The sequence below is a fragment of the Amycolatopsis sp. NPDC004079 genome, assembly GCF_040610415.1.
GTDB lineage: Bacteria > Actinomycetota > Actinomycetes > Mycobacteriales > Pseudonocardiaceae > Amycolatopsis > Amycolatopsis halotolerans.
Window position 1 is genome coordinate 1 of sequence record NZ_JBEXMH010000059.1, and the last position, 22245, is coordinate 22245.

General features: G+C 69.8%; 23 protein-coding genes. 7 read left to right on the plus strand and 16 right to left on the minus strand.

Annotation, left to right across the window (positions count from 1 at the left end):
• Positions 1-165: 165 nt before the first annotated feature.
• From ABZX37_RS38905 to ABZX37_RS38930, 6 genes are all read right to left on the minus strand, one after another.
• Positions 166-663, minus strand: coding sequence for a YbaB/EbfC family nucleoid-associated protein (locus ABZX37_RS38905; RefSeq protein ID WP_354748318.1), 498 nt, complete (start codon positions 661-663; stop codon positions 166-168).
• On the minus strand, positions 660-1040 hold the full coding sequence (locus ABZX37_RS38910) for a YbaB/EbfC family DNA-binding protein (RefSeq protein WP_354748320.1): 381 nt from the start codon (positions 1038-1040) through the stop codon (positions 660-662). The genes ABZX37_RS38905 and ABZX37_RS38910 overlap by 4 nt, the downstream gene beginning before the upstream one ends.
• Complete coding sequence (locus ABZX37_RS38915) at positions 1041-2156, minus strand: C40 family peptidase (RefSeq protein WP_354748322.1); 1116 nt, start codon at positions 2154-2156, stop codon at positions 1041-1043. It abuts the gene before it with no gap.
• A complete protein-coding gene (locus ABZX37_RS38920) occupies positions 2153-2467 on the minus strand; it encodes a hypothetical protein (RefSeq protein WP_354748324.1) in 315 nt (104 codons plus the stop codon). Before ABZX37_RS38920 ends, ABZX37_RS38915 begins: the two co-directional genes overlap by 4 nt.
• A gap of 78 nt (positions 2468-2545) precedes the next feature.
• Complete coding sequence (locus ABZX37_RS38925; protein ID WP_354748326.1) at positions 2546-3346, minus strand: thioredoxin domain-containing protein; 801 nt, start codon at positions 3344-3346, stop codon at positions 2546-2548.
• Between the two features lie 5 nt (positions 3347-3351).
• Positions 3352-3861, minus strand: coding sequence for a MauE/DoxX family redox-associated membrane protein (locus ABZX37_RS38930; protein ID WP_354748403.1), 510 nt, complete (start codon positions 3859-3861; stop codon positions 3352-3354).
• 98 nt (positions 3862-3959) lie between these two features.
• Here ABZX37_RS38930 and ABZX37_RS38935 point away from each other — a divergent pair, with 98 nt between their 5' ends.
• From ABZX37_RS38935 to ABZX37_RS38950, 4 genes are all read left to right on the plus strand, one after another.
• On the plus strand, positions 3960-4790 hold the full coding sequence (locus tag ABZX37_RS38935; protein ID WP_354748328.1) for a glutamate ABC transporter substrate-binding protein: 831 nt from the start codon (positions 3960-3962) through the stop codon (positions 4788-4790).
• Positions 4787-7207, plus strand: a complete 2421-nt coding sequence (gene hrpB / locus ABZX37_RS38940; protein ID WP_354748330.1) for an ATP-dependent helicase HrpB — start codon at positions 4787-4789, stop codon at positions 7205-7207. Before ABZX37_RS38935 ends, hrpB begins: the two co-directional genes overlap by 4 nt.
• 77 nt (positions 7208-7284) lie before the next feature.
• Positions 7285-8199 carry an ATP-binding cassette domain-containing protein gene (locus tag ABZX37_RS38945; protein ID WP_354748332.1) on the plus strand — a complete coding sequence of 305 codons (915 nt, stop codon included), beginning with the start codon at positions 7285-7287 and terminating at the stop codon, positions 8197-8199.
• Positions 8196-8954, plus strand: a complete 759-nt coding sequence (locus ABZX37_RS38950; RefSeq protein WP_354748334.1) for an ABC transporter permease — start codon at positions 8196-8198, stop codon at positions 8952-8954. The genes ABZX37_RS38945 and ABZX37_RS38950 overlap by 4 nt, the downstream gene beginning before the upstream one ends.
• On the opposite strand, the gene ABZX37_RS38955 is transcribed toward ABZX37_RS38950, so the two are convergent.
• Positions 8955-9506, minus strand: a complete 552-nt coding sequence (locus tag ABZX37_RS38955) for a TetR/AcrR family transcriptional regulator (RefSeq protein WP_354748335.1) — start codon at positions 9504-9506, stop codon at positions 8955-8957.
• 52 nt (positions 9507-9558) lie between these two features.
• On the opposite strand from ABZX37_RS38955, the gene ABZX37_RS38960 reads away from it, so the two are divergent.
• Positions 9559-10698 (plus strand): FAD-dependent monooxygenase, encoded by a 1140-nt coding sequence (locus ABZX37_RS38960; RefSeq protein WP_354748337.1) that lies wholly within the window; start codon positions 9559-9561, stop codon positions 10696-10698.
• Here ABZX37_RS38960 and ABZX37_RS38965 read toward each other — a convergent pair.
• Complete coding sequence (locus ABZX37_RS38965) at positions 10670-11317, minus strand: response regulator transcription factor (RefSeq protein WP_354748339.1); 648 nt, start codon at positions 11315-11317, stop codon at positions 10670-10672. The genes ABZX37_RS38960 and ABZX37_RS38965 overlap by 29 nt on opposite strands.
• Entirely contained in the window at positions 11314-12861 is a 1548-nt protein-coding gene (locus ABZX37_RS38970; RefSeq protein ID WP_354748341.1) for a histidine kinase, read from the minus strand. Before ABZX37_RS38970 ends, ABZX37_RS38965 begins: the two co-directional genes overlap by 4 nt.
• Positions 12862-12942: 81 nt before the next feature.
• On the opposite strand from ABZX37_RS38970, the gene ABZX37_RS38975 reads away from it, so the two are divergent.
• Together ABZX37_RS38975 and ABZX37_RS38980 are read left to right on the plus strand one after the other, a co-directional pair.
• The gene (locus ABZX37_RS38975) at positions 12943-13152 is read left to right on the plus strand and encodes a hypothetical protein (protein ID WP_162834652.1); all 210 of its coding nucleotides are present in this window, start codon (positions 12943-12945) and stop codon (positions 13150-13152) included.
• Complete coding sequence (locus ABZX37_RS38980) at positions 13149-13877, plus strand: hypothetical protein (RefSeq protein WP_354748343.1); 729 nt, start codon at positions 13149-13151, stop codon at positions 13875-13877. The genes ABZX37_RS38975 and ABZX37_RS38980 overlap by 4 nt, the downstream gene beginning before the upstream one ends.
• Here ABZX37_RS38980 and ABZX37_RS38985 read toward each other — a convergent pair.
• From ABZX37_RS38985 to hutU, 7 genes are all read right to left on the minus strand, one after another.
• Entirely contained in the window at positions 13874-14095 is a 222-nt protein-coding gene (locus ABZX37_RS38985; protein ID WP_182895320.1) for a hypothetical protein, read from the minus strand. The two genes, ABZX37_RS38980 and ABZX37_RS38985, sit on opposite strands and share 4 nt — an antisense overlap.
• An 11-nt stretch (positions 14096-14106) precedes the next feature.
• Positions 14107-15237 (minus strand): inorganic phosphate transporter, encoded by a 1131-nt coding sequence (locus ABZX37_RS38990; RefSeq protein ID WP_354748345.1) that lies wholly within the window; start codon positions 15235-15237, stop codon positions 14107-14109.
• 239 nt (positions 15238-15476) lie between these two features.
• The gene (locus ABZX37_RS38995) at positions 15477-16775 is read right to left on the minus strand and encodes an NAD(P)/FAD-dependent oxidoreductase (protein ID WP_354748347.1); all 1299 of its coding nucleotides are present in this window, start codon (positions 16773-16775) and stop codon (positions 15477-15479) included.
• 179 nt (positions 16776-16954) lie between these two features.
• Entirely contained in the window at positions 16955-18100 is a 1146-nt protein-coding gene (hutI, locus tag ABZX37_RS39000) for an imidazolonepropionase (protein ID WP_354748349.1), read from the minus strand.
• The gene (locus ABZX37_RS39005) at positions 18088-19392 is read right to left on the minus strand and encodes a formimidoylglutamate deiminase (RefSeq protein ID WP_354748351.1); all 1305 of its coding nucleotides are present in this window, start codon (positions 19390-19392) and stop codon (positions 18088-18090) included. Before ABZX37_RS39005 ends, hutI begins: the two co-directional genes overlap by 13 nt.
• Positions 19389-20585: an allantoate amidohydrolase gene (locus ABZX37_RS39010; RefSeq protein ID WP_354748353.1), complete on the minus strand. Its 1197-nt coding sequence runs from the start codon at positions 20583-20585 to the stop codon at positions 19389-19391. Before ABZX37_RS39010 ends, ABZX37_RS39005 begins: the two co-directional genes overlap by 4 nt.
• Entirely contained in the window at positions 20582-22243 is a 1662-nt protein-coding gene (gene hutU, locus ABZX37_RS39015) for a urocanate hydratase (protein WP_354748355.1), read from the minus strand. The genes ABZX37_RS39010 and hutU overlap by 4 nt, the downstream gene beginning before the upstream one ends.
• Positions 22244-22245 lie beyond the last annotated feature (2 nt).

Here is a 22245-nt window from a genome sequence, read left to right on the forward strand (position 1 = left end):
GGATACCTCGACGAACCAGACACAAACACATCCTTCCCCAAGCCGAAGCCAAGGATCAGGGTGTCCGGCACACCGGGGGAACCTCACACAATCAAGCTTCGGGGTGCCCCACGCAACCACCACCCCCGAAGGGGGCGTCAGCCCCCGACAAAAAACCTCCCACCCTCACCGATCCGACCGCAACGAAGCCGGATCAAAGTCCTCCCACTCATCACTATCCACAGTGGACTCAACAGGAGCAGAAGCAGCAGGAAACCGCCTCTCCCCCACCCTCTCCCCCCGCAACCGCTGGAACTCCTCCACCGTCATCCCAGGATCATCATCCGAAGAACGAGCCGGCGCGGCCCGCCCGGACAACGCCTCCACGAGCAACCCAGCCTCCTCCCCCAGCAACAACCCCACCCGGTTGAAGCAATCCTGCTCAGCCTCAGCCATCGCCACCCGCACCACCTCAAGCACTAGAGCCGAGACCCGAGATGGATCCGCCGATGCCAACGAAGGCGCAAGCCACAACCGCTTCAACGCCCCCAGCGCATCCACCGTCACCTCAACCGACCCATCCACAGCATGAGCCGACCCCCGCGCCTCCGTCATCAACGAGGCGACCTGTCCCAACGCGGCCTCGCGAGACCGAGCCAGCTCAATAAGCTCTCGGGTCTTCACAACACCACCGGCTCTTCGTCGTAGAAATCCGGATCATCCTCAGCCAACGCCGCATACCCCAACGAAGCCACCGCTTCCGCACCCAAAACCGGTGCCAGAACCTGATGCATCCGATCCCCAGCCCGCCGCTCAGCCCGCCTCGACAGCTCCAGAATCTGCGAAGCAACAGCCTCCGACCCACTGCGCAAAGCAGCCCGAGTCAACGTCAGTCCAGTCAGCAACCCACCAGGCGCGACCTCGACCGAAACCCCGCCAGCAGCAGCCTTCCCCACCACCGGCCCAGCCCGCTCGAACCGCGCGGCAGCCGCCTCCCCGGTCCGGGAGGCCTCCTCCATCACCCGCGCCACGGCGCGATCCATGTCGAATTCAGCCACCACTCACCCCGTAGGCCGGTAGAACCCAATGAACTGCTGCCCGGCATTGGTCGTCCGGATCTTGCTGATCTGCACCGGATCCCCGGCCTCGACCATCTGCCCGTCGCCGATCACCATCGCGACGTGCCCGGACCACACCACCAAATCCCCCGGCAGCAACTGATCCATCGACGGCACCTCAGCCCCGACGGTCTGCTGCTTGGCCGTCCGAGGCAACTGCAGCCCAGCGTCCTGATAGGACGTCATGGTCAACCCGCTGCAGTCGAGCCCCTGCCCGCGCGCGGTCCCGCCCCATACATACGGCACACCCAGCTGAGACAACGCCGCCCGAACCGCTTTGGCCGCGGTCTCGTTCGGGGCCATCACGGTTTTCCCGCCCGGCAGGTTGATCCCGACCCCGCTGCCGGGCTGCGGCGGAACGGCCACCGGCAACCGCGGCTTCCCGGCGAACCCGCCGCCGCCTCCACCGCCGCCACCACCACTATCCCCACCGCCGCCGTGGCTGACGTGCGCCCCGTTGCTGTTGAACGCCTGCGGCACTGAGGTCGTGGCGCTGCTCGCGGAAGTCGAGTCCGACCCGCCGAGCCGCTGCCCCAGCCCGGTCAGTTTCCCGAGCGTCTCCTCGGTGAACGTCGCCGCCTGACCGGTCAGCTGCCCGATCTTCGTCTGCAGCTGCACCAGAATCTGCCGAGCCGCGGCCGCCCGGCTTTCCGGCGGCTGGATCCCGTTGACCGCGGCCAGCGCCTTCATCGAAGACGCGATCTCCCGCAGAATCTGGTCCCGCACCTGATCATTGCGGATCTCGCCGACGTGCAGCGTCTCCGCCGCCTCCGCGACCGCCCGCTCGATTTCCGCGCTCTCGTCGAGAAGGTCCTGGACTTCCTTCTCCAGGTCCTTCGACGTCGCGACCGCCCGCTCGGAGGTCGCCCCGGAACTGGCGTGCGCCAGGTTCACCCGCTGAGCACCCGCGTGCTGATTCGCCTGGCCGACGGACGTCTGCAGCGCGACATGCCCGTCGCGCGCGCCGTTGATCGCCGACGGATCGTGCTTCAGCTTCGCGGCGAACTGATTGGTGGTGTCCAGTCCGTTGCGGACCAGATGATCGACCGGAGCGTTCACGAAAACCTGCGCAACGCGTCGCCGTGTTCCTGCTCGACCGCGGCGTAATTGCCCTGCGTGCGCCGAGCGGCCTCGCCGACGTCGTGCCAGCCGCCGCCGAGCGCGTGCATCCGTTCCTGCAACGCCCGCATCCGCGCCCCGTACGCGCCGGCGAAGCCGGATTCGTCCCCGATCGCGGAAAACCCGTCGCCGGACAGCGTCGCGTGCGGACCGAGATGTGCTTTCGCCGCGGCGCGCACCTCGTCGCCGAGTGGGTCGACCTGCTTCGCGTAGTTCTCATACGCGCCGTCGTCGACATGAAAACCGGACACAACCCGCCCCTCCCCTGAGCCCTGCGGCCCAGGTTAGCGGACGGGTTGTGCCCGGACAGGCGAATTGACCGGATCAGGTCAGCCGTTGAGGATCTTCGTCAGCCAGTCGCCCTGGGCCGGGACGGCCTTGCCGTTGACCGCGACGGTGGGCGTGCCGAAGCCGACCTGGCCGTTGCCGAAGTCCTGCTGAAGGTTCTGGTCGCCCTGGATCTGCTGGAACGCCGCCTGCAGCGGCTGGTCGAAGGTTCCGGCGTTGACCGCCTGCGCGAACTTCGGGTCGCTGATCCCGAGGTCCTGGCCGAGCTTGATCAGCTGGGCCTTGTCGTACCCGCGGCCGCCTTCCTGCGGCTGGTTCTTGAACAGCGCGTCGTGGAACGCGGTGAACTTCTGCTGGTCGGCTGCGGCGAGCGCGGCGTTGGCCGAGTCGAGCGAGTAGCCCGGCGGGTCCGAGTTCTTGTTGAGCAGGATCACCATGTGGTAGCGCACGGTGAGCTGGCCGTCGTTGATCGCCTTCTCCATCCGCGGCCCGTAGTCCTGCTGCAGCTTCGCGCAGTACGGGCACAGGAAGTCCGCGTACAGGTCGATCGTCTTCGGCGCGCCCGGCTTGCCGACCGACACCACCGCCCCGTCCCGCTTCTCGACCACGCCCGGTCCGAGCGCCGAGGTCGTGCCCGGCTGGATCGCGCTGTCCTGCGTGGCGTTCTTGCTCGAGTTGATCCAGAGCACGCCGCCGATCACGAGCGCGGCGACCACCACGATGGCCACCACGATCGCGATGATCTTGTTCCGGTCGCTCTTCGAGCCCCGCGCCTGGGCGACCGACCTCGCGGCCGCCGCCTGCTGACGGCTTTTCCGCGCGTTGCGCGCAGCTCCACCCACTGTTCCTAATTCCCTTCCGCGATGCTCTTGGGGTAGTCGTCCGGGGACTCGTCCGAGTTCCCGGCGTTCCTGCCCTTGCCCCAGCCGAGCCAGCCGTCGACCGAGAACCACGTGCGCGGCCGTGCCAGCAGCCACACCGCGAGCAGGGCGAAGCCGGTGTCGCGCAGGATCTCCTGCGGGTACTCGGTCTGCCCGGCGTCCACGCGCCCGCCGCCGCCGAAGCAGCCGCAGTCGATGCTCAGCCCGCGCGCCCACGACTGCGCGATGCCCGCGACGAGCACGGCGAGCAGCAGCAGCGAGGCGCCCGCGACCCAGCGCGTGGCCAGCCCGGCCAGCAGCAGCAGCCCGAGCACCAGCTCCAGCAGCGGCAGCCCGGTGGCGACCGGGCGCACGAGCGCGTGCGGGAGGACGTCGTAGGCCTGCACGGCGATGTACGTCTGCCCCGGGTCGGCGATCTTCAGGCCGCCGGACACGAGCCACACGGCAGCCAGCCCGAGGCGGGCGAGCGTCCCGATGGTGTCGAGTACAGGTTGGGGCAGTCGGCGCACGCGCTTAGGCTAGCCGTCTGACCTGAGAACCATGTGAGCAGCCGAGCGGCGAAGCGGAGGCACCGATGCGGTTTCGCGCAGTGCTCGCCGCCGTGTTTCTGCTGGTCAGCTGCGTTTCCTGCGGATCGTCGACGGTATCCAAAGACGATCCGCTTCCTACCCGGGCGCGTGACGGCAACCACCTGACCATCGGGATCCGGTTCGACGCGCCGGGCCTTTCGCAACGAACTGTGGACGGCAGGCTCGCCGGTTTCGACGTCGATGTCGCTACTTTCGTCGCGCGCGAACTGGGTGTCGAGCCGGACCGCATCACCTGGCACGAGACCACCCCGGCGCGCCGCGAGACCGACCTGACCTCGGGCGCGGTCGACCTGGTCGTGGCCACCTATTCGATCACCGACAAGCGGAAACAGCAGGTCAGCTTCGCCGGACCGTACTTCGTCACCGGCCAGGACCTGCTGGTGCGGCTCACCTCGCCGGACATCACCGGCCCGGAAAGCCTCAACGGCAAGCGGCTCTGCTCGGTCACCGGGTCGACGCCGGCGCAGATGGTGAAGGACAAGTTCGCGCAGCGGGTGCAGCTGGTCGAGTACCCGCGGTACCCGGACTGCGTCACCGCGCTGCTGGCCAACCAGGTCGACGCGGTCACCACAGACGCGGTGATCCTCGCCGGGTACGCCGCGCAGAATCCGGAACTGCTGAAGGTGGTCGGCCGCCCGTTTTCCACTGAGCGGTACGGCGTCGGCCTGCGCAAGGGCGACACCGAGGGCCAGCACGCGGTGGACGACGCGATCCGGAAGATGGTGTCGACCGGGGCCTGGCGGAAGTCGCTGGAGACGAACATCGGGCCGTCGAACTATCCGTTCCCGAATCCACCGGAGATCACCGAGCAGTGACCGACCTAGCCTCGCTGCCGGACCTGCCCGTCCGCGCGGTGCTGCCGTCCGTGCTGAGCGCGCTCGACGACCACGGCGCCGCGGTGCTCGTCGCCCCGCCCGGCACCGGCAAGACCACGCTCGTGCCGCTCGCGCTGAACCGCGGCGAAGGACGCGTCGTGGTCGCCGAACCGCGTCGGCTCGCTGCCCGGGCCGCGGCCGGGCGGATGGCGGCATTGCTGGGCGAACCGGTCGGCGAGACCGTCGGGTACGCCGTGCGCGGCGACCGGAAGGTGTCGTCGCGCACGCGGATCGAGGTGGTCACGTCCGGTCTGCTGGTGCGGCGGGTGCAGCACGATCCCGAGCTGGCCGGGGTGTCGACGGTCCTCCTGGACGAATGCCACGAACGCCATCTCGACGCCGATCTGCTGCTCGCGCTGCTCCTCGACGTCCGCGCCGGGCTGCGCGACGACCTGCGGCTGCTCGCGACCTCGGCGACGGTCGCGTCCGGACGGCTGGCCGAACTGCTCGGCGACGCTCCGGTGATCACCGCACACGCCCGCACGTACCCGGTCGAGCTCAGCTATCGCGCTCCGACGCGCGGGGAACGTCCGGAAGCCGCGGTGGCATCGGCGGTCCGGCAAGCACTGTCCGAAGGGGACGGTGATGTGCTCGCGTTCCTTCCGGGCGCGGGAGAAATCGCGCGGACGTCGTCGCTGCTGAGTTCGCTGGACGCCGACGTGCTGCCACTGCACGGACGTCTTTCCGCTGCCCGGCAAGACGAAGCGTTGCGGCCACGGGACCGTCGCCGAGTGGTTCTCGCGACCGCCGTCGCCGAGTCGAGCCTGACCGTTCCCGGCGTCCGCGCGGTCGTGGATTCAGGCCTCGCGCGCGTCCCCCGAGTCGATCACCGGCGCGGTCTCGCCGGGCTCGCCACGGTGCGGGTTTCAGTCGCGGTGGCGGAACAACGCGCTGGTCGTGCGGGCCGAGAAGCGCCTGGTCGCGCTTATCGATGCTGGCCAGAGCACGAGCAGGCGACGCTCCCCGCGTACCCGGAGCCGGAAATCCGCACTGCCGAACTGGCGCGGTTCGCGTTGGAACTCGCCTGCTGGTCCACTCCGGACGGAACCGGGCTCGCCTGGTGGGACCCGCCCGGCGAAGGCGCGCTCGCCGCCGCGCGAAGCCTGCTTCAAACGCTCGGAGCAACCACTGCCGACGGTGCTGTCACGCCGCGCGGACAGAAGATGGCGGACCTCGGATTGCATCCCCGGCTGGCGCGCGCGTTGCTGGACGGCGCGGAGGCCGTCGGAGCCCGCGCTGCGGCGGAAGTAGTTGCCTTGCTCGACACTGGAGCGACGCTGACCGACGTCGAAGCCGAGCTGCGACGCCTCCGTTCCGCGCACGACGACGCGGCCCGCCGCTGGCAGCGAGACGCGAAACGGTTGGCAGGATTGGTCAATTCGCCAGCCAAAACCGCCCCGGACGCCGCGTTGGTCGTCGCCCTCGCACATCCGGAACGCTTGGCGCGGCGACGCAGTGGTTCGGCACCGGTGTATCTGATGGCCAGCGGCACCGCGGCCGAACTGCCCAACGGGAGCGGCCTGGGCGACGCCGAATGGCTGGCCGTCGCCGAAGCCACCCGCGACCCGGGCCGCGTGCACGGCACCATCCGGCTCGCCGCGACCGCCGACGAAGCATTGGCGACTCAAGCCGCGCCGACCCTGGTGTCCGAAGTGGACGAAGTGCATTGGGACGGCGACGTCGTCGCTCGCCATGTCCGCCGCCTGGGCGCGATCGTGCTGTCCGAAAAGCCTTTGCGCAAGCCGGATCCGCAGCTGGTCCACGACGCAGTGGTCGCCGGACTCCGCGCCGAAGGTCTCGGCTTGTTGCGCTGGAGCCAAGACGGCACCCGCCTCCGTGAACGTCTCGCCTTCCTGCACCGCGCACTGGGCGAGCCGTGGCCGTCGGTGGATGACGAAACCCTGTTGTCCGATGTAGACACTTGGCTGGACCTCTCGAGGGTCCGCCGACGAGCCGATCTGGCGAACGTCGACGCCGGAACCTCCCTGCGCGGCCTGCTCCCCTGGCCCGAAGCAGCGCGCCTCGACGAACTCGCCCCGGACCGGCTCGAAGTCCCGTCCGGCTCGCACTACCGCGTGGACTACCGCGGCGACCAGCCAGTGCTCGCGGTGAAGCTCCAAGAGACCTTCGGCTGGACCGAGACGCCATCACTCGCCGACGGCCGCGTGCCGGTGGTGCTGCACCTGCTGTCCCCCGCCGGTCGCCCGGCCGCGGTCACCGCCGACCTCGAATCCTTCTGGCGCACCGGATACGCCGCCGTCCGCGCCGACCTCCGAGGCCGCTACCCGAAACATCCGTGGCCGGAAGACCCCGCGACCGCCCAACCGACCCGGCACACCACCCGCAGGGCTCGCTGACCCCTGCCTAAAGTCGGGGTCGGTCCAGGACGGTCGGCCGATGTCCGAGCACCCCGCGCGGGCGCAGACTTCGCCCTATGATCACGTTTCGCGGATTGACGAAGCGCTACGGGCAGAAAACGGTGGTCAACGGCCTCACCTCGGTCATCGAGACGGGCACGGTGACCGGGTTCCTCGGCCCGAACGGCGCGGGCAAGTCCACCACCATGCGGATGACCGTCGGCCTCGACCGGCCGGAGTCCGGCGACGCGCTGATTCGCGGCAAACCGTATGCAGAACTACGGTTTCCGCTTCGCGAGGTCGGTGCACTGCTGGATGCGAAGGCCATGCATCCCGGACGCAGCGCGGGCAAACACCTGCTCGCGATGGCGCGCAGCAACGGAATCGCCGCCAGCCGCGTCGAGGAGGTGCTCGCGACGGTCGGGCTGAGCGACGTCGCGGGCAAGCGCGCCGGGACGTTTTCGCTCGGCATGAGCCAGCGGCTCGGCATCGCCGGCGCCCTGCTCGGCGACCCGGGCGTGCTGATGTTCGACGAGCCGGTCAACGGCCTCGACCCGGACGGAGTCCGCTGGGTGCGGCAGCTGATGCGTTCGCTCGCCTCCGAAGGCCGCACGGTCTTCGTGTCCAGCCATCTGATGAGCGAGATGCAGCTGACCGCGGACCGGCTGCTGGTCATCGGCAAGGGTTCGATCCTCGCCGACGCGGCGATCGGCGACTTCATCGCGGGCAACTCGAGCCGGTCGGTCGCGGTGCGCGTGCCGGACCCGGCCGAGCGCGCGAAACTCGCGGACTGGCTGCGGGGGAACGGCCGGACGGTGGCGCCCGGGGAGGACGGCGAACTGCTCATCGACGAGGCGGGCGTGGCCGAGATCGGGGATCTGGCTCACGAACTGGGCGTCCGGCTGCACGGGCTCGCCGAGCGGACCGCTTCGCTCGAGCAGGCGTATATGGAACTGACCGCCGGATCGGTGGAATACGGGGTTACGGCATGACGAAGCTGGCGATTTCGGCGGAGTGGACCAAGTTCTGGTCGGTTCGGGCGACGTGGTTGTCGCTGATCGGCGGGGTGCTGCTGATGGCGTTCTACTCCGTCGTGTCGGGGATCTCCCAGCACGTCGGGGATGATCGGCAGCAGTCCGCGCACGGCATTGTCAACGCCGGGGCGATCTACCTGGTCGAGTTCTGCGTGCTCGCGGTCGCGACGTTGTTCGTGACCAGCGAGTACACCAGCGGGTCGATTCGCTCGACGCTGCAATGGGTCCCGGTGCGCGCCCGGGTCACCGCGGCCAAGGCAGCGGTGCTGGTGCCGGTGCTTTTCGTTTACGGCGTGGTGGTCGCGGCTGTCGGCATGGGGGTCGCGTCGGTGCTGATGCGTGGGGCTGGGGGTTCCACGTCGCTGTCGCAGGGGACGATCACCGCGCTGGGCATGGGAGCGTATTTCGCGCTGCTCGGCGTGCTGTGCCTGGGGATTTCGTTCGTGCTGCGCAGCGCGGCGGGGACGTTGGTGGTGGTGATCGTGCTGCTGCTGCCGTTGCCGATGCTGATGTCGTCGTACGTGCTTCCCGGCGCGATGAACTATTTCCCGGCCTTCGCGGGGATCAACGCGATGGTGCCGCCCGGCGACGTGAACCCGTTGTTCGGCAGCATGCCGCCATACGGGCCTTGGGTCGGCGTGCTGGTCTGCCTCGTCTGGGCGGTCGCCGGAATCGGTGCCGGGACGGCGATGCTGAACCGCCGCGACGCCTGATCAGGCCTGCGACAACCCCAATCCGGCGAGCACGGCACGGGCTCCCTCCACCAGTTCGGCTTCGGCCGGCGGGTTGAGGGAGCCCGTGCCCGCCAGCGCGTCGAAGATCGATCCGTCGAGCCAGCCGATGAGCACGCGGGCGTGGTCCTCCGGCGTCGGAGAACCGGCCGCAGCGAGCACTTCCGCACACCGCCGACGCAATTCCAGCCCACCGGCGTCGTACCGGGCCCGCAACTCCGGCCGTCGGACCGATTCCAGCGCGAACTCGTAGCGCGCGAGCATTCTGGTGCGGCCGACGGTGATCGACCGGTACACCATCGTGCCCAGGAACTCCGCGAGTTCTCCCTCCGGCGGCGCGACTTCGGCCTGGTCCAGCGCGACCATCCGGTCCGCGGCCAGTTCCAGCAGCGCGGCACGAGTGCGCGCGTAATACGACGTCGAGCCCGCGGGCAGCCCGGCCGCCCGGTCGACGGCGCGGTGAGTCAGCCCGCGCATGCCTTCGGCCGCGATCACCTCGACCGCTGCGTCGCCGATCACAGCTATCCGTTCCACCACCGGGACACTACAGGTGTAGAGTCCTCTACAGACGTAGAGGAGGTCGGACATGGCTTCGCGACGCGCGGTCGTGGTCGGGGGCGGCATCGGCGGACTGGCCGCGGCGATCGGATTGCGCCGCGTCGGCTGGGAGGTCACGGTGCTCGAACGGGCACCGGAGCTCACCGCTATCGGCGCAGGAATCTCGTTGTGGCCCAACGCGCAGCGGGCGCTGGCCGAACTGGGGGTCGAACCTCGGATCTCAGCCCAGCGCGGTGGCGGGCTGGTCGACTGGCGCGGACGTCGGCTGGCCAAGTGGGACGCCGACCTCTTCGTGCGCAGCCACGGGTTGCCGCTCGGCGCGATCCACCGGGCGAACCTGATCGAAACGCTGCGGTCAGCCTTGCCGGACTCGTGCCTGAAGACCGGGGTCGAGGTCACGAACGTCGAGCAAAACGGCGTGGTACACCACGGTTCCGGCTCGATCGAGGCCGACCTGGTCGTGGCCGCAGACGGGATCAACAGCCCGATCCGGCAGGCGCTTTTCCCGGCCGCACGCGTGGAGTACAGCGGTGGTGCGGCGTTCCGCGGCATCGCCAAGCTGCCGCTGCGGCCCACGCTGAGCACGACGTGGGCGGCGGGTATCGAAATCGGGGTCCTGCCGTTGCTGGACGACGAGGTGTACTGGTGGGTCTCGGAAGCCCGCCCGGCCGGGATCCGCCACGACGACGTCCGCGCTTACCTGAGCGAGAAGTACGCTCGCTGGCACGAACCGATCCCGCAGCTCATCGACGCCACCCCGGAAATCCTGCTGCACGACACGCATCACCTGGCGACCCCGCTGCCCAGTTACGTCCGGGGCCGCATCGCGCTCCTCGGCGACGCGGCGCACGCCATGCCGCCGTTCCTCGGGCAAGGCGGTTGCCAGGCGTTAGAGGACGCGGTTGTGCTGGCCTCGCACGCAAAGGAGTCCACAGTGGACGAAGCACTCCGCCGTTATGACGCCGAACGTCGACCGCGCACGCAGAAGGTCGCGAAGGCGTCGATCCAGGCCGGTGCCAGCGGACCGCTTCTCCGCAACCCGGCGGCGGTCGCGCTTCGGGCGACATTCACCCGGCTGCTGCCCGCGGCGGTCACCACCCGGATCGGAGCCAGCATCAGCCGTTGGCAACCGCCGAGGCTTACACCAGCCCCGCCTCGAAAGCCGTGATCGCGGCCTGCACCCGGTTGCGCACGTCCAACCGGGTCAGGATCGTGCTCACGTGCGCCTTCACCGTGCCCTCCACCACGAACATCCGCGCCGCGATGTCCGCATTGGACAGTCCCTCGGCCAGCAACACCAGCACTTCCCGTTCCCGGTTCGTCAGCACGTTCACCCGCTCGCGCGCGGTCGCGGCCCGGCTGAACCGGCTGCCGGACAAGCGCGTGATCACCCGGTGCGCGACCTTCGGCGACAGGAAGGCCGCACCGTCGGCCACCGCGTGCACCCCGGCCAGCAGTTCGCGCGGATCGCCCGCCTTGAGCAGGAATCCGCTCGCGCCGAGGCCGAGAGCGCGTTCGATGTACTCGTCCTCGCCGAACGTCGTCAGCATGAGCACGCCGGTGTCCGGGAGCAGTTTGCGGATCTCCTCGGCCGCGGCGAGCCCGTCGAGGCCGGGCATGCGGATGTCGAGCAGCGCGACGTCCGGCCGGTTCGCGCGCGCCAGTTCGATCGCCGCCCGTCCGTCCGCGGCCTCGGCCACGACCTCGATTTCCTTGTCCGAGGCCAGAATCGCGGCCACGCCGGCGCGGATCATCGCCTCGTCGTCGGCCAGCAGTACGCGGATCACGGTTCGTCCTCACTGTAAAGGTCTTTGCTCGCCACCAGACCGTCCACAAAGCACAGCCGGTAGACGGCGTGGTTGAAGTTGAGCCAGCTCCGGCCGGCTCCGTAGTACTCGCAGGTGCTTCGGTAGGGCTGCGGCGGCACGTTGATCGCCGGAAGCGTCGTGCGCTGGCGGGAGGGCAGCATCGGTTCGACCGCCGAGTGCGGCATGCCGAGCTGGATCCGCTCGTACGAGTCCGGCGGCAGCTCCGACGACGACCACTGGGCCACGAACGCCACCCCGGCGCCGCCGATGATCACCCCGAACAGCCCCAGCGGCACCACGATCGCCTGCACCAGGCTCGACCGGACGGCGCGGCGGGCGCGTTCCAGCTCGCGCGCGGCCTGCCCGATCACCTCGTCGTCCTGCTCCGGCACGGGCGCGGCGTCGTGCGGCAGCCGCGCCGCCACCTCGAACCCGCCGTCGGACGGACCCGCGGTCAGGCTCCCGCCGACCAGCCGCACCCGCTCGTGCAGGCCGATCAACCCCCGCTTTCCGGACCGGACGGGCAACGGCCCGGCGGGCGGCGGCGCGTTCCGCACCCGGACATCAGTCGCCTCGTTCGTGCTGGTCACGTCGATCGAAACGGCCGCGCCAGGCGCGTACTTCGCCGCGTTCGTGAGCGCTTCCTGCACGACGCGGTAGACCGCCCGCGCGACCATCGGCGGTGCGTTGTCGAGACTGCCGAGCCGCGCGCCGATCTCGATCCCCGACGCCCGCGCGCGGTCGATCAGTTCCCCCAGATCGCCCTGCACCGGCTCGACCGGCGCGGCGTCCTCGCGGAGCACACCGATGATCTCGCGCAGCCGTTCCGTCGCCGTCGCCGCGCCCGCCCGGAGCTGTCCGGCGGCTTCGCGTTGCTTGTCGCCTAGTTCGCTGTCGACCTCCAGCGCCGCCGCCCGCACCGCGATCAGGCTCAGTTCGTGGCCGAGCGAATCGTGCATGTCGCTGGCGATCCGGGCCCGCTCCCGCAGCCGCGCCTCCTGCGCGACGAGCCGGTGCCTGCTCTCCATCTCCTCGGCGCGCCGCCACCCGTCCTGCGCCAGTTCGCGCCGCAGCCGCACGTGCCGGCCGAGCAGACACGGCGCGACCCCGGCGAACGCGAGCGTGCCGAGCACCGCGCCCCACGCGTCGAAGCTCGACGTCGGCAGGAGAGCGAGCGGGATCCCGGCCACCGCGATGGCGAAAAAGCTGATCATCGCCACGCGTGCCCTGGCCAGCCGCAAGCCGGCCAGGTACGAGATCACGACGATGAGGAAGAACTCCCACACCGCGACCCGGCCGCCCCAGCCGAACGCGATGACGATCGCCGTCGCCATCGCCACCACCAGTGCCACCGCCGGGTACACCCGGGCAGTCGCCATCGCCACGGTGACCGACGTCAGGCCGTAGGCGAGCTCCCAGCCGTTCGGGCTGTTCGGCGCGTCGAGCAGGACGAACCCGCACAACGCGGCCCAGAGCAGCACGTCGAACGCCACGCGCCAGCGGAACCGCGTCGCCTCCTTCATTCCGCTGACGCTACAAGGGCCGCCCGATTCGTCACCACTGCCGAAAGTCAAGGTCGGGATCGTGGGGCATGATGGGTCACCATGGCTGAACGCACCCTGGCCGAGCAGCTCGGCGCTCCGCTGCCTGACGGCATCGAAACCCTGCCTGAGCAGCACAAACAGGATCTGGCAGCGGCATTGCGCGACGCCCGGCACCGGCAGGCGCAGGCGCTCGCCCGCGCGGGTGAGGAGAGCCTGAAGTACGTGCCCGCCCTGCTGCGCGGCGCGGTGCGGAAAGCGGTCGGCCTGTGAATCCCGAAATCCTCAAGCTCGCCCGGGTGCTCGACGTCGACCCGGCCCAGCTCGATTACCTCGCCGACGTCGACCAGGGCGAGGTGCGGCTGCTGCGCGAGCAGATGACGACCACGCTGTTCGACGCGAACCTCGTTGTGCTGGAGCGGATGGCGCTGGCGAGCAAGCTGCTCCCGGCGGCGGTGACCTCGAAGATCGCGGAGAAGGTGTTCGGCCCGCTGCTGTGCGCGCGGATCGCCGGGCTGGTGGATGTGTCGCGCGGCGTCGACGTCGCGAAGCGGCTGTCGCCGAAGTTCCTCGCCTCGGTCGCGGCGGAGCTGGACCCGCGGCGTGCGACGTCGATCATCACGCGGATCCCGGTGACGACCGTCGTGGCGGTCGCCGAGGAACTGACCCGCCGCGAGGACTGGATCACGCTGGGCCGGTTCGTCGGCCACCTGCCGGACGACACGGTCCGCCGCTGCGTCGGCCTGCTGGACGACGCCGGTCTCCTGCAGACCGCGTACGTGCTGGACGACCGGAGCCGGATCGACCACGTGCTCGGCCTGCTCGGCAACGACCGACTGCCCGCGTTGGTCCGGACCGCCGCGGCGGACGAGACGCTGTGGGCACCGGCGCTGGACGTCCTGGCGCACCTAGACGAAACTCGCCGGGCAACGGTACGACCGCTGCTCGACGAGCTTCCGGAAGAACTGCGAACCCGCGCCGAGGCGGCGCTCGCCTAGGCCACGATCAGATAGATCCCGTACCCGATCACCGCGGCGCAGATCGCGAAGCACACGACCGCACCGGTCAGCTGAACCGTGCCGCTGCCGCCGTGCGCCCGGGCCGTCACGCGTTCGGACAGACCGCGCACGCCGTACGCGAACAGCCCGGTGAGCACGACCACCGCGGCCAAAGCCACCACGAAAACGATGCCGAGGGCACCCCAGTTGATCGCCATGTCGTGCTCCCTCAGGCCGCGACCGGGGCGGGCTCAGCGCCCTCCGGCTCGTTGTTGACGGTGGCCGGCGTGACCGGGTTGCGCCGCGACGCGAGCCAGATTCCCAGCGCGAGCAGCACTCCGACGCCGCCGACGAGGACAGTGCCCCAGCTGCCGCGAGTGGAGACCGCGGCGGCGATGGCCCCGACGATCGCGGCGGCGGGCAGCGTGAGCGCCCAGGCGATCACCATCTTGCCCGCGACGCCCCAGCGGACCTCGGCGAGTTTCCGGCCGAGCCCGGAACCGATGATGCCGCCCGAGGTGACGTGCGTGGTCGACAGCGCGAAGCCGAGGTGCGACGAGGCCAGGATGACCGCCGCGGAACTCGTCTCGGCGGCGAACCCTTGCGGCGTCTGGATTTCGGTGAGCTTCTTGCCCATCGTCTGGATGATCCGCCAGCCGCCGAAGTAGGTGCCGAGCGCGATCGCCGCGCCGGAGGCGAGGATGACCCACACCGGCGGGTTGGACCCGGGCGCGAGCGAACCGCCCGCGATCAGCGCGAGCGTGATGACACCCATCGTCTTCTGCGCGTCGTTGGTGCCGTGCGCGAGCGAAACCAGGCTGGCCGAAAGGACCTGGCCGGTCTTGAAACCCTTGCCGACGACGTCTTGCCGCGACTTGGCGGTGATCCGGTAGACGAGGAACGTGCCGACGATCGCGACGACGCCCGCCACCACCGGCGACGCGATCGCCGGGATGAGCACCTTTTCGACGACCTTCGCGAAGTGCACCGCGTCCGCGCCGGACGCGATCCAGGTCGCCCCGATCAGCCCGCCGAAGAGCGCGTGCGACGAACTCGACGGCAGCCCGACCAGCCACGTCACGAGATTCCAGACGATGGCCCCGACCAATCCGGCGAAAATCACCACCGGCGTGACCTTGGTGTCGTCGACGATGCCGCCGGAAATGGTTTTCGCGACCTCGATCGAGAGGAACGCGCCGACGAGATTCAATACCGCCGAGATCGCGACCGCGACCCGGGGTTTCAGCGCGCCGGTCGCGATGGAAGTGGCCATGGCGTTGGCCGTGTCGTGGAACCCGTTGGTGAAGTCGAAGGCCAGCGCCGCGACGATCACCACCAGGACGATGAGAGAAAAGTCCATGCCCGCTCTCCAGGTCGGAGTGTCCTGTGAGAGTGACGGTACCGACGCGGGCGGTGTCTCCAGATCCCTCAGCGAGTGGCCAGTAGTTGAACTCTAAATGAACGAGATCTTGCCGCCGCCGCTGGTTTTCCGCTGTTCACCTGCTGGTCCTTTTTCATCGTTGCCCCGATGGTTGGTGACCGCGCGCGGGGCTGAGCGCGAGGGCAGGAAAACTGCCCCCACGCTCTTCTCGCGGCTCTTTAGGAAACGGTCTTTAAGGACATTTCCGGCAACGGGTTCTGTCCCAGGTGCTGCGCACCGTTCGCCGCGGACTCGCGGACCGCGGCGAATCCGTACCGGCGCATTTCCGCCTCGTATTCCCCGATCGCGTCGGGATTGCCGCCGCGCAACGCGGCGGCGAGGGCGGCACCGTCGCGCATCGCGGTGTTCGCCCCGGCCCCGGCGGCCGGGCTCATCGCGTGGATCGCGTCGCCGACCAGGCTGACCCGCGACGGCTCCCACGGCCCGATCGGCACGCTGGTCCGGATCGAGACGAGGAATATCGTTTCCGGGAGCCAGCTCTCCACGATCCGGCGCACCTTCGGATGCCAGCCGGAGACCCGGTCGAGCACGAGTTTGTGCATCTCGTCCCCGGACAGCGCGCGGAGTTCGTCATCAGTCTTCCCGAAGATCTCTTGGCGAGCACCGAAAGCGCAGGTCATGTACGACTTGTCGGGGCTGAGCCGCACGCCGGGCGCGAGCCGCGCGCACGCGTCGGCGATCGGCTCCGGATAGTCGACCGGCGCGACTCCGATCATCGCCTTGCCCGGCCCGGAAATAATGTTGAACACCGAGAACATGGCCGGGTCGAAGAGTTCCCGGTTCGCCTCGGTGAGCGGAATCTTCCCGTACAGCTGGCGCAAGCCGGTGTCGGCCACCCGCGCGTACGGAAGATATTGGCGGCGCACCGGCGAATTCACGCCGTCCGCGCCGACGAGAACCGAGCCGCGCGCCTGCGTCCCGTCGGCGAAGTGCGCGACCACGCCGTTCTCGTGCGTTTCGTACCGCACGAACTCTTTGCCGAAGTGGACGTTGCCGAGTCCCTCGAACAGAATCTCCCGGAGGGTGAACCGGTTGACGTTGCGCTGGACATCGCCGTCGTCCAGTACGAACTCGGTGACCGGCTTCAGCTGGCTGTCGTAGATCGTGGTGACGTTGCGCGGCTGGCCCGACGTGGCCCGGAACAGCTCGTGCAGGTGCGGCGGGAGCACGTCCCGCAACGCCTGGTCGCCGCGGGAATCGATGTGCAGCCGATAACCCTGTCGGCGTGCGTCCAGCGCGGAGTCTCGTTCGTAGACCTCGCACGGGATACCGGCTTTGCGCAGCCCTTGGGCGAGACACAGCCCGCCGAGCCCGGCTCCGATCACGAGCACCGTGTTGTCGGCACTGCCTACGGCGGCATTGCCCGCGGCATTGCTTGCTGCGGCACTGCTTGCCGCGGCATTGTCTACGGCGGCATTGCCATTGCCCGTGCTGTCGGTGGCAGCGTTATTCGCCATCAGCGAAGTCCCTTCCGTACCAAATTCTGGTTCGAGAGGGACGCACTGGGCTGGCCCACGCCGGGCGCTTGGAAACAGAGCGAATGGATCGTCCAGCCTAACCCATACCGGACAATGGTCTTTCGCGCGTCCTGTTCCCTTTCACGTTAGCGCAGCCGCGGACTCGGTCGCCACCCGGATTAACGCAGCTTTGCCCCTTTCCGCCACACCGAGTGGGTCAACGGGACCCCGGGCCGATAAGCGAGATGCGTGGTGGACGGAGCGTCGAGTACGTGCACATCCGCCCGCGCACCCGGCCGCAGATACCCGACGTCCTCGCGGCGAAGCGCCCGCGCGCCACCGGCGGTCGCCGACCACACGGCCTCGTCGACAGTCATCCGCATCTGCAGCACCGCTGTCGTCACGCAGAAGGCCATCGACGTGGTGTACGAACTGCCCGGATTCGCGTTGCTGGCCAACGCGACCGTCGCACCAGCGTCGAGCAACCGCCTCGCCGGAGCGAGCGACTGCCTCGTAGACAGATCGCACGCGGGCAACACCGTCGCGACCGTGTTGGACGACGCGAGCGCTTCAACGTCGGCATCGCTCAGGTACGTGCAGTGGTCGACGCTCGCCGCATCCAGCTCCACCGCCAGCCGCACTCCGGGACCCTCGCCGAGCTGATTGCCGTGCACCCGCAGCCCAAGCCCGCGCTCCGCCGCCGCCTTGAGCACCCGCGCCGACTGCGCCTCGTCGAACGCACCGGTCTCGCAGAACACATCGGCCCACCGCACGTGCGACGCGACCGCGTCCAGCATCTCGCCGCACACCAAGTCCACATAGGACTCCGCGTCGGCACCCGGCGGCACGAGGTGCGCCCCGAGGAAGGTCACCTCATCCGCGACCGCACCGGCGATCCGCGCCGACCGAGTCTCGTCAGCGACATTGAGGCCGTACCCGGTTTTCGTCTCCAGGCAGGTGGTGCCCTGCGCAGCCGCTTCCTCGACATGTCGACGGAGATTCGCCGCCAGCTGCTCGTCCGAAGCCGCCCGCGTCGCATCGACGGTGACCGCGATTCCGCCTGCCGCGTAAGCCTGTCCGGCCATCCGCGCCTCGAACTCGGCGGTGCGATCGCCCGCGAACACGAGGTGAGTGTGACTGTCCACCCACCCGGGCAGCACCGCGCGGCCCTCGACGTCTATGCGCTCGTCGGCGTCTGGAGCCTGTGCGGCCGGACCGACCCACGCGACGGTCTCGCCGTCGAGCACCAACGCGGCATCGCGGAGTTTGCCCAGTTCCGGGTCGTTCGTGGTGAGCTCGCCGATTCCGGTGATCAGAACTGCCACAGCGCCTCGATCTCCTTGGCCAGTAAGGTTTCCGGTCGTTCGATCAGCACGTGCGCACCGTCGCGCACCACTTCCCGCCCCGCGACCACCACGGTACGGACATCCGCGGCCGCGGCGGCGAACAGCACGCCGGACGGTTCGATCCCGGCCGTACGCACGGTGTCCGTCGCGACGGTGACCAGGTCAGCCCCAGCACCAGCCGCGAGAGTGCCAGTCTCCGGCCAGCCCGCAGAGATGTGCTCGGTCCCGGCGGTGAGCAGTTCCTCCGCGGTGAACCGACCGCGTTCCTCGCTGGCGAGCCGGTCGTCCAGCTCCAGCGCCCGGGTCTCCTCGAACGCGTCGACCACCGCGTTGCTGTCGCTCCCGATGCCGAGCCGTGCGCCCGCGTCGAGCAGACTCCGGGCTGGTCCGATGCCGTCGCCGAGGTCCCGTTCGGTGGTCGGGCAGAAGCACGCGCCGCTCTTGGAATCGCCCAGCCACTTGATGTCCTGCTCGGTCAGGTGCGTCGCGTGGACCGCGGTGAGCCGCTCGCCGAGCACGCCGTAATCCCAGAGCAAACCGGTCGGCGTCCACCGGTACGCGGCCTCGCACTGCTCGTTCTCCGCGCGCTGTTCGGACAGGTGGATGTGCAACGGCCGGTCCTTCGGCACCGCGCTGTCCACCTTCGGCAGCTCGTACTCCGGCACCGCGCGCACGGAGTGGATCGCCCCGCCGACCCGGAACAGGTCGTCTTCCTTCAGCAGCGCGACGCGTTCCGCCCACTTCTCCGCGGAACCGTCCGAAAACCGCTGCTGCACCTCGTCCGGCGGCACGCCGATGCCGCCCGCGAGATAACAGGTGTCGAGCAGGGTCATCCGGATCCCGGCATCCCGCGCGGCCTGCCGCAGCGCGTCGCCCATGGCGTTGGGCGACGCGTACGGTTTGCCGCCCGGCCCGTGGTGCAGGTAGTGGAACTCGGCGACGCTCGTGTACCCCGCCAGCACCATTTCCGCGTAGACGCCGCGGGCGAGCCGGTAGTACGAATCCGGATCGAGCCGGGCGGCGAGCGAGTACATCCGCTCCCGCCACGTCCAGAACGTGCCCCGCTCGTGGTGCGTCCGGCCGCGCAACGCGCGGTGGAACGCGTGCGAGTGACCGTTGGCGAACCCGGGCAGAGTAAGTCCATTGAGGACAGTTCCGGTCCGCTCCGCGTTGGCGACCACCGAAACGATCCGGCCGTCGGCGATCTCGATCCGGACCGCGTCCGCGACACCCTCGGGCAGCCAGGCCCGTTCGCACCAGTAGGTGGTCATCTCGCGAGCCGCTCCAGCACCTCGGCGAGCGCCCGGGCACCGGCCTCGACGTCGTCCGCCTCGGCGAATTCCTCTGGCGCGTGACTGATCCCGGTCGGATTGCGGACGTACAGCATCCCGGACGGCACGAATCCCGCCAGGATCGCCGCGTCGTGCCCGGCACCGGTGGGCAGCTCAGGCGGAGCGCCCAGCCACTCCCCCAACGACCGCCGCAGCGACTCGTCGAACACCACGTCGTCGGAGTACGACTCGCGCGTGACGGCGAGCTGGCATCCCTCCGCTTCCGCAGCGTCCTGCGCCGCCCGGGTGATCTCCTCGACCAGCTCCGGCGTCGACGTGCCCGGCACCCGCGCGTCCAGCCAAAGGTCCACAGTGGACGCGATCACGTTCGTCCCGCCCGGCGTGGGCACGAGCCGTCCCACGGTCGCTCGAGCGTCCGACAACTTCCGCGCCAACCGTCGCACTGCCACCACGGTCTCGGCGGCGGGCAGCATCGGATCCACACGATCCGCGAGCAACGTCGCGCCCGCGTGGTTTCCCTGTCCGGCAAACGAGAACCGCCACCGGCCGTGCGCGATCACCGTGTTGCCGACCGCCACCGGCGATCCGAGGTCGATCAGCCCCCTGCCCTGTTCGACGTGCAGTTCCAGGAACTGCCCGATCAGCCCGAGCCGGTCCGGGTCCGCGCCGACGCGGTCGACGTCCAGCCCGGCCTTCGCGGCGGCCTCGGCGAACGTGACGCCGGACGGATCCCGCAACGCCCGGGCCCGGTCCGCGTCGATCGTCCCGGTGAGCAGCCGCGAACCGAGACACGGCACGCCGAAGCGCCCGCCCTCCTCCTCGGCGAACACGACCACCGCGAACGGCTTGTTCGGACGGAACCCCTTGGCCTGCAACGCTTCCACTGCCGCCAGCGCACTCACGACGCCGAGCGGCCCGTCGAACGCGCCACCGCCCGGCACGGAGTCCAAATGGCTGCCGGTGACGACCGCGTTCGCGCCGGGAGCGCCCCACCACGCCCACAGGTTGCCGTTGCGATCGGTCTCGACGTCGAGGCCCAGCTGCTGCGCCCGTTCGACGAACCACGTGCGCAGGTCGTGCTCCGGCGAATCGAACGCGTGCCGCGAGTAACCGCCGCGCCGGGCGTCGCGCCCGACGTCGGCGATCTCGCCGAGCAGCCCGGATGCGGTCACGCCTGCTCCCGCATCGGCACCCGCACGCCACGCTCGTCGGCGACCTCGGCCGCGCGGTCGTACCCAGCGTCGACGTGCCGGATGACGCCCATGCCCGGGTCGTTCGTGAGCACCCGCTCCAGCTTCTGCGCCGCCAGCGGCGTGCCGTCCGCGACGGACACCTGCCCGGCGTGGATGGACCGGCCCATGCCGACCCCGCCGCCGTGGTGAATGGACACCCAGCTCGCGCCGGACGAGGTGTTGACGAGCGCGTTGAGCAGCGGCCAGTCGGCGATCGCGTCGGAGCCGTCGGCCATGCCCTCGGTCTCGCGGTACGGCGAGGCGACGCTGCCCGAGTCGAGGTGGTCGCGGCCGATCACGACCGGGGCCTTCAGCTCGCCGCTGGCCACCATCTCGTTGAAGCGCAGGCCGGCCAGGTGCCGTTCGCCGTAGCCGAGCCAGCAGATCCGGGCGGGCAGGCCCTGGAACGCGACCCGCTCGCCGGCCAGCTTGATCCAGCGGGCCAGCGATTCGTTCTCCGGGAACAGTTCCAGCATCGCGCGGTCGGTCGCGGCGATGTCCTCCGGGTCGCCGGACAGCGCGGCCCAGCGGAACGGCCCGTTGCCCTCGCAGAACAGCGGCCGGATGTAGGCGGGCACGAAACCGGGGAAGTCGAACGCGCGCTCGCAGCCGCCGAGTTTCGCCTCGCCGCGCAAGGAGTTGCCGTAGTCGAACACCTCGGCGCCACGGTCGAGGAACCCGAGCATCGCGTCGACGTGCTCGGCCATCGACTCGCGCGCCCGGTCGGTGAACTCGTCCGGCTTCTTCGCCGCGTAGTCCTGCCAGTCGTCCACGCTGATGCCCTTGGGCAGGTAGGACAGCGGGTCGTGCGCCGAGGTCTGGTCGGTGACGATGTCCACCTCGACGTCGCGGCGCAGCAGCTCCGGCAGCAGTTCGGCGGCGTTGCCGACCACGCCGACCGACAGCGGACGCCGCTCCTTCTTCGCCGCCGTGACCCGCCGGATCGCGTCGTCCAGGTCGTCGGCCACCTCGTCGAGGTACCGGTGCTCGACGCGGCGGTGCGCGCGCTGGGCGTCGACCTCGATGCACAACGCCACGCCGTCGTTCATCGTGACCGCCAGCGGCTGCGCGCCGCCCATGCCGCCGAGACCGGCGGTGACGGTGAGCGTGCCGCGCAGGGTTCCGCCGAAGCGCTTCTTCGCCACCGCGGCGAACGTCTCGTAGGTGCCCTGCAGAATGCCTTGCGTGCCAATGTAAATCCACGAACCAGCGGTCATCTGGCCGTACATGGTGAGACCCTGCTGCTCGAGCCGACGGAACTCCGGCCAGGTCGCCCAGTCGCCCACCAGGTTCGAGTTCGCGATCAGCACCCGCGGCGCCCACTCGTGCGTGCGGAACACTCCGACCGGCTTGCCGGACTGGACCAGCAGCGTCTCGTCCTGCTCCAGCGCGGTCAGCTCGCGGGTGATCGCGTCGAAGCTCGCCCAGTTGCGCGCGGCACGGCCGGTGCCGCCGTAGACGACCAGGTCGTCGGGCCGCTCGGCGACCTCCGGGTCGAGGTTGTTGTGGAACATCCGCAGCGCGGCCTCGGTCTGCCAGTTCTTCGCGGTCAGCGAGGTGCCCCGGGCGGCGCGGACGGTACGGGCGGTGCTTGTCATGC

Coding starts and splice junctions, on each gene's coding strand:
- ABZX37_RS38935 (WP_354748328.1), top strand. CDS start 3,960: ATGCGGTTTCGCGCAGTGCTCGCCGCCGTGTTTCTGCTGGTCAGCTGC.
- ABZX37_RS38945 (WP_354748332.1), top strand. CDS start 7,285: ATGATCACGTTTCGCGGATTGACGAAGCGCTACGGGCAGAAAACGGTG.
- ABZX37_RS38950 (WP_354748334.1), top strand. CDS start 8,196: ATGACGAAGCTGGCGATTTCGGCGGAGTGGACCAAGTTCTGGTCGGTT.
- ABZX37_RS38960 (WP_354748337.1), top strand. CDS start 9,559: ATGGCTTCGCGACGCGCGGTCGTGGTCGGGGGCGGCATCGGCGGACTG.
- ABZX37_RS38970 (WP_354748341.1), bottom strand. CDS start 12,861: ATGAAGGAGGCGACGCGGTTCCGCTGGCGCGTGGCGTTCGACGTGCTG.
- ABZX37_RS38975 (WP_162834652.1), top strand. CDS start 12,943: ATGGCTGAACGCACCCTGGCCGAGCAGCTCGGCGCTCCGCTGCCTGAC.
- ABZX37_RS38985 (WP_182895320.1), bottom strand. CDS start 14,095: ATGGCGATCAACTGGGGTGCCCTCGGCATCGTTTTCGTGGTGGCTTTG.
- ABZX37_RS38990 (WP_354748345.1), bottom strand. CDS start 15,237: ATGGACTTTTCTCTCATCGTCCTGGTGGTGATCGTCGCGGCGCTGGCC.
- ABZX37_RS38995 (WP_354748347.1), bottom strand. CDS start 16,775: ATGGCGAATAACGCTGCCACCGACAGCACGGGCAATGGCAATGCCGCC.
- ABZX37_RS39005 (WP_354748351.1), bottom strand. CDS start 19,392: ATGACCACCTACTGGTGCGAACGGGCCTGGCTGCCCGAGGGTGTCGCG.
- hutU (WP_354748355.1), bottom strand. CDS start 22,243: ATGACAAGCACCGCCCGTACCGTCCGCGCCGCCCGGGGCACCTCGCTG.